The following is a 1594-nucleotide window of genomic DNA, read 5'->3' as shown; positions in this document are numbered from 1 at the left end:
CACACAAAAGCGTTGGTTATTGAAGCATTTAATGGGGATATTTTCTTGAATATCGCTGACAACATTTATGCCACACGTTGTTTATTAACACATGAAGAGCATTCAGCGGTGTTTGATTTGGGTGAGAATATAAAAAAAGAAAGACGCCAATACGTTCCACCACAATCACACCCGTGGAAACTGGCATCTTTCAAACGCTATCTCAAGAGTATTGGAAAAACTCTTGAAGAGTATCAAGACAACAAGCTTGCTTGATACTCTAATAGCATACATTATTTTGCCCTATAAGTGCAATGATTTTTTTGAAAATCATTGCACTTATAGTGGCCCACATTTTAGGACATTTTCATTTTCGATTGACACTTTTTCATAAAAATATTAGAAAGATATTGACAAAGTCAGAGCAAAAAGATATAGTATTGACCTAGTGAATGCCATAAATTTATAGCATTTATGTGCAACTAAAAATAGTGTATGATTAATGGAGAACGATATGATTACAATAAAAGTACCTGCTACTTCTGCGAATATGGGTCCTGGATTTGACTCTTTAGGAATTGCGGTCAATCTTTATTTAGAAGTTGATGTTGTGTGTGAAACTGATAAATGGGAAATTGAGCATTCTATTCCTTATTTGCCTAAAGATGAGCGAAATTTAATTATTAGAACAGCTTTACGCCTAGAACCTAATTTGAAACCATATCGTTTGAGAATGCGAACAGATATTCCAACCACAAGAGGTTTAGGGAGTTCATCTTCTGCCATTGTAGCAGGAATTGAGTTGGCAAATTATTTAGGAAACTTAAAACTTTCAAAAGATGCTAAAATTCAACTAGCTAATCGTTTTGAAGGGCATCCAGATAATGTTGCTCCTGCTATTATTGGAAATATGGTTGTGAGTGGGCAAAGTAATCAGCGTGTATTTTGGTCTAAGATAAAATTACATCATATTGATTTAGTGGCGTGTGTGCCTGCTACTCCATTGGCAACTAAGAAAAGTAGAGGAGTATTGCCAGAAACAATTTCGTTGGCACAAGCTGCTGAAGGAAGTGCGATGAGTAATGTGTTAATTGCACAATTATCAAGAGGATACTTAAAAAATGTTCGTCATGTCATTGAAAGAGATGTTTTTCATGAGCCGTTTCGCCAACATCTTGTTCCGGAATTATTACGCATTCGAGAAATATTAAAACTGGAATATACATACGGAACATATCTTAGTGGAGCAGGACCGACTGTTATGACTCTAGTTCCAGTTGATAAAGCAGAAACTATCCAGAAAAAACTTAAACAAGAGTTTCCAGAACATGATATTTTTCATTTATCCATAGATTGTAAAGGGGCTCATATTATCAAGCACGATTAATCGGGTGTACAATAAATCGTGTTGGTGAACAAAAAAGTTCGCCAACACGATTATTTTTTATAGAAAAAAGTGAAGCAAACCAGTAAACTATAAGTTGAGAGAAAATAGTAAAGAGGTGCTTCACATGGATAAGAATACCAGAAAATTATTGAAATTGGAAGAAGAATTTGAATTTCCAGAAAATTGGCTAACTCAAGACGTACAACATCATATTAAATATCATATTAT

The 1594-nt window shown here is 34.4% G+C and carries 1 protein-coding gene and 1 pseudogene; both read left to right on the top strand.

Annotation, left to right across the window (positions count from 1 at the left end):
• Nucleotides 1-255, top strand: a pseudogene (locus E4T68_RS08790) (ISNCY family transposase); the annotation flags it as partial.
• 238 nt (nt 256-493) lie between these two features.
• Nucleotides 494-1366 carry a homoserine kinase gene (thrB, locus tag E4T68_RS08785; RefSeq protein WP_228099296.1) on the top strand — a complete coding sequence of 291 codons (873 nt, stop codon included), beginning with the start codon at nt 494-496 and terminating at the stop codon, nt 1364-1366.
• Nucleotides 1367-1594 lie beyond the last annotated feature (228 nt).

Origin of the sequence: Granulicatella sp. WM01 (assembly GCF_004570605.1) — a bacterium.
Lineage (GTDB): Bacteria > Bacillota > Bacilli > Lactobacillales > Aerococcaceae > WM01.
The sequence above is the reverse complement of the archived record's forward strand: the minus strand, read 5'-3'. Positions and strand labels throughout refer to the sequence as shown.